Below are 4,655 nucleotides of genomic sequence, written 5' to 3' on the forward strand. Positions count from 1 at the left end.
CAATTAGCTCAATTCCGCTCCTTTGGCGATGTAATTCCTGATTAATGAGATTAAAAACCTGAGTGTCGCGTTGCATCTGTATTATTTTAGATAATATTTTATTGAAATTTGGGTGTGAAATTACTACATTCGCAGCACATAGTTTATGTCACTAAAAATTATTTTAATATTTAACCGAGAATATTGCAGTAATTGATAAAGACTATGGTCAAAAGAACAGTACGAATTAATGAAAGCAATAATACCCGTAGCGGGCACCGGAGCCAAACTGCGCCCTCATACATATACCCAACCCAAGGCCTTACTACCTTTGGCCGGTAAAACTATCTTAAGCTTTATTGTGGATCAGCTTACCCTTGCAGGCATTGATGAATTTATATTTATCATCGGCTATTTGGGTGAAAAAATTCAAGAATATGTTTCACAAGACTATCCCGATCTAAAATGCCATTATGTTTTTCAATCAGAACGGCAAGGTACAGGTCAAGCTATCGCACTTACTAAAGATTTGGTTGGCAACGAAGAGGTCTTGATAGTGATGGGAGACACCATCTGCGATTTTGATGTTCAGGAAGTATTAAGCAGTCCCTACTCTATGATTGGCATTCAAAAAGTAGATGATCCTCGGGGATTTGGCGTAGCCGAATTAGATGCCGCCGGCTTTGTAACTCAATTGATTGAAAAGCCAAGAATACCTATGAGTAATACGGCACTTGTAGGTTTTTATAAGATTAAGGAGACGGCCACCATGTATGAGTGCCTATCACATATTTTTTCAGAAAAAATTACCACCGAAGGACAGTATCATCTCACAGATGCTCTTCAATGCATGATTAAGCGTGGCAGTAAAATAAAAACATTTAAAGTAAAACATTGGTACGACTGTGGCCGCAAAGAAACATTATTGGAGACCAATGCGTTGTTACTTAAAAAAATAGGCAACTCCATTCATGCTTCGGCACAAATTGAGAACTCCATCATTATTCCACCTGTGAGTGTTGGTGCTGGAAGCAAATTAATCAACACTATTATTGGACCACACGCTTCCATAGGAGCCAACACTTCAATAGACCAATCGGTCGTACGGGACTGTATTATCGGTTCTTTTTCCAATTTGCACGAAGTTGTCTTAGACAATTCGCTTATTGGCAATGATGCAAGTGTTAAGGGACTAAGCAGGAATTTAAACATTGGTGATAATACCGAGATTGATTTTGGTTGAAAAATTTAGGAAAATCTAAATTCATTGGCGATGAGACAGATAAAAATATCGAAACTCAACAGGTTTTTATTGTTGCTCACCATCGTTAAATTCATTCTCCCCTTTTTGCTACAAAGTAGTGTTTACGAGCCACATAGAGATGAGCTGTTGTATCTGGCGGAGGCACATCACATGGCTTGGGGTTTTATGGAAGCGCCACCGTTACTTTCTGTTTTTGCCTGGCTTACGAATCTTTTTGGTGGCGGAATGTTTTGGATAAAATTTTGGCCTTCTCTATTTGGTGCATTTACGTTTATACTTACTGGGAAAATTATTTTATCACTTGGCGGAAAATGGTTTGCACTGTTGATCACATTTTTTGCTTTTGTTATGGGCGCTTTTTTGCGGACGCATTATTTATTTCAACCCGGCTTTCTGGAAATATTTTTTTGTACTGCAATTGCGTTCAGCCTTATTCGTTTTTCCGAAACAGGTAAGAATAACTGGCTCTACGCAATGGGTTCCAGCATTGGACTTGGAATGATGAGCAAATATTCCGTGGCATTTTTTGTAGTCGGCATTTTATTTGGGTTGTTGGTAACATCGCAACGAAAAATTTTAAAAAACAAACATCTTTATTTTGCATTATTACTTGCGTTGCTCATTTTCCTTCCGAATCTAATTTGGCAATCGTTACATCATTTTCCTGTAGTGTATCATATGAAGGAATTGCAACAGACACAATTGCAATACACCAATCCCATCAGCTTTTTGACTGATCAGTTAATGATGAATCTGGCTTGCATTTTTGTGTGGATGGCAGGGCTCATTTACCTCCTTTTCTTTCGCAACGCAAAACAGTACCGCTTCATAGGTTGGGCTTATATTTTTGTAATCATTTTGTTGTTGCTCGGTCGCGGAAAAAGTTATTATTCATTGGGCGCATATCCCGTCTTGTTTGCCTTTGGTGCATATCATTTAGAAAAGTTTAGCTCGGGAAAACGAATGTTTCTGCGCTACATTTTTGTTGCATTTATTTTGTTCATTGGATATTATTCTGTACCCATTTTGTTGCCAATTTTCAAACCGGAAAAGCTTGCAGCATTTTATCAAAAACATCATTTGGAAAAAACCGGCGCTTTAAAATGGGAAGATTTACAAAACCATCCATTGCCCCAAGATTTTGCCGATATGCTGGGTTGGGAAGAAATGGCTAAAAAGACAGCAAAAGCGTACAATTCACTCGACGATAACGAAAAGAAAAGTACCATAATATTTTGTGACAATTATGGACAAGCCGGAGCCCTTAACTATTATGCCCATAAATACAACCTGCCGCAGACGTATAGCGACAATGCCAGTTTCTTGTATTGGTTACCAGATTCCGAACACTTTGAGAATGTGGTGCTAATAACAGGTGATGAACAGGAAATGCAGCATCCATTCATCAAAGAATTTCAGTCCGCGGTATTGAAAGATAGTATTACTAACTTTTATGCAAGAGAAAAAGGCAGTTTAATTATTGTATTAAGGGGCCCCAATGCAGATTTTAGAAAATCTTTTAAAGAGAAAATAAACAAGGATAAAGCGAAAGCAAGTTGGTAATTTTTTCACTTTCTAAATAGGAGTCACCTATTTTTCTTAAAATCCTACTAATTTTATAGATTTCACCTTGCATTGATTAATTTTGCTTTCTAAATACAATAAACCACGCTCATATTTGTAATGGAAGACTCTTTTAATAAACATATCTTGGGTAAACAGCAACAAGTAGAAGCTGTGCCGCCCAATGAAATCATTGCCTCTTGGGCCACGAAAGTATTACGATTATTATATCCTGAACAATCAAAAAAACATTATTTCTCTGTTGCCGATATCGAAGAGGCATTTGTACAACTAGAAGAAAATTTAGTAGAAATATTAAATCAAACCAAGGCCTGCACACAATGCAATAATGAAACAGTTGCTAAAAAATTCTTTCAAAGAATACCTGAATTATATCAACTACTCAATAAAGATGCTTCTGCTATTTTAAGTGGCGACCCAGCATCTAAAAGTGAGTTTGAAGTGATTCGCGCATATCCCGGCTTTCAAGCAATTTCCTTTTATAGAATAGCCCATGAATTATTACAATTAGAGGTCCCTTTGCTCCCACGCATTCTTACAGAATATGCGCATTCACATACAGGCATTGATATTCATCCGGCCGCCAAAATAGGCGAATACTTTTTTATAGACCATGGCACGGGCATTGTGATTGGCGAAACGACCATTATCGGCCATCACGTAAAATTGTACCAGGGTGTTACACTCGGTGCAATGAGCGTCGCCAAAGAAATGGTAGATGTCAAACGACATCCGACGGTCGAAGACCATGTAGTTATATATTCCAGTGCAACGATCTTAGGCGGAGATACTGTTATTGGGCACCACAGCATTATCGGCGGGAACGTATGGCTCACCAAAAGTGTACCACCAAACTCTACCGTTTATCATAAACCACTGATCGAAGTAATTGAAAATAAAATAATACTTTAAATTTATATAATGGCTACTATATTAGATTTTATAGGCAATACTCCTTTGACAGAGCTCAAAAAAATAAATCCAAATCCGCAGGTAAAGATATTTGCTAAGTTAGAAGGCAACAATCCCGGAGGAAGTATTAAAGACCGGGCAGCATTTAACATGATTGACAGCGCCATAAAACGCGGAGATATTAAAACGGGGACAAAACTTATTGAAGCCACAAGCGGCAATACGGGAATTGCCTTGGCGATGATTGCTCAGACACTTGGTTTAGAAATAGAACTGGTAATGCCTGCCAATTCTACGCGCGAACGCACGCTTACAATGGAAGCCTATGGGGCAAAGGTTACGCTGTTAGATGGCATTGAAGCCTGCAGAGACTACGCAGAAAATAAAAGTGAGAAAGATGGCTATTTTCTATTGAATCAATTTGCCAACCCTGACAATTATTTAGCCCATTACAAAACTACCGGCCCCGAAATATGGGAAGAAACGGAAAGAAAAATAACACATTTTGTAAGTGCGATGGGCACTACAGGAACCATTATGGGCGTGTCCAAATTTTTAAAAGAACAAGAATCCTCCGTCCAAATAATAGGCTGCCAGCCTACAGAAGGTTCATCGATACCAGGTATTCGCCGTTGGCCTAAAGAATATTTACCCAAAATATTTGATCCAAGTAGAGTGGATCGTATTATGGATGTTTCACAAGGGGATGCTACAGATACAACACAGGCACTGGCAAGAAAAGAAGCGCTTTTTGTCGGAATGAGTAGCGGCGGCGCAGCAACAGCAGCCTTACGCTTAGCAAAAGAATTAACTTCGGGCGTCATTGTTTTTATTGTCTGCGATCGTGGCGACCGGTATTTAAGTAGTGATTTATTTGGATAAAACGCGCAATAAAATGCCTGTGACTCCCCGATAG

At 38.7% G+C, this 4,655-nt stretch carries 4 protein-coding genes; all 4 read left to right on the forward strand.

What is annotated here, in order from left to right:
• Positions 1-229: 229 nt before the first annotated feature.
• Positions 230-1,222: a sugar phosphate nucleotidyltransferase gene (locus ACQR30_RS00670; RefSeq protein WP_429729809.1), complete on the forward strand. Its 993-nt coding sequence runs from the start codon at positions 230-232 to the stop codon at positions 1,220-1,222.
• 30 nt (positions 1,223-1,252) lie between these two features.
• Positions 1,253-2,806 carry an ArnT family glycosyltransferase gene (locus ACQR30_RS00675; protein ID WP_429729812.1) on the forward strand — a complete coding sequence of 518 codons (1,554 nt, stop codon included), beginning with the start codon at positions 1,253-1,255 and terminating at the stop codon, positions 2,804-2,806.
• A gap of 120 nt (positions 2,807-2,926) precedes the next feature.
• Positions 2,927-3,739 carry a serine O-acetyltransferase EpsC gene (gene epsC, locus ACQR30_RS00680; protein ID WP_429729815.1) on the forward strand — a complete coding sequence of 271 codons (813 nt, stop codon included), beginning with the start codon at positions 2,927-2,929 and terminating at the stop codon, positions 3,737-3,739.
• 9 nt (positions 3,740-3,748) lie between these two features.
• Positions 3,749-4,621 (forward strand): cysteine synthase CysM, encoded by an 873-nt coding sequence (gene cysM, locus ACQR30_RS00685; protein ID WP_429729817.1) that lies wholly within the window; start codon positions 3,749-3,751, stop codon positions 4,619-4,621.
• Positions 4,622-4,655 lie beyond the last annotated feature (34 nt).

The organism is Arachidicoccus sp., assembly GCF_050436765.1.
Taxonomy (GTDB): domain Bacteria; phylum Bacteroidota; class Bacteroidia; order Chitinophagales; family Chitinophagaceae; genus Arachidicoccus.

Excerpts from the sequence above, each read along its gene's own strand:
- ACQR30_RS00675 (WP_429729812.1), top strand. The coding sequence starts at position 1,253 with ATGAGACAGATAAAAATATCGAAACTCAACAGGTTTTTATTGTTGCTC.
- ACQR30_RS00670 (WP_429729809.1), top strand. The coding sequence starts at position 230 with ATGAAAGCAATAATACCCGTAGCGGGCACCGGAGCCAAACTGCGCCCT.
- cysM (WP_429729817.1), top strand. The coding sequence starts at position 3,749 with ATGGCTACTATATTAGATTTTATAGGCAATACTCCTTTGACAGAGCTC.
- epsC (WP_429729815.1), top strand. The coding sequence starts at position 2,927 with ATGGAAGACTCTTTTAATAAACATATCTTGGGTAAACAGCAACAAGTA.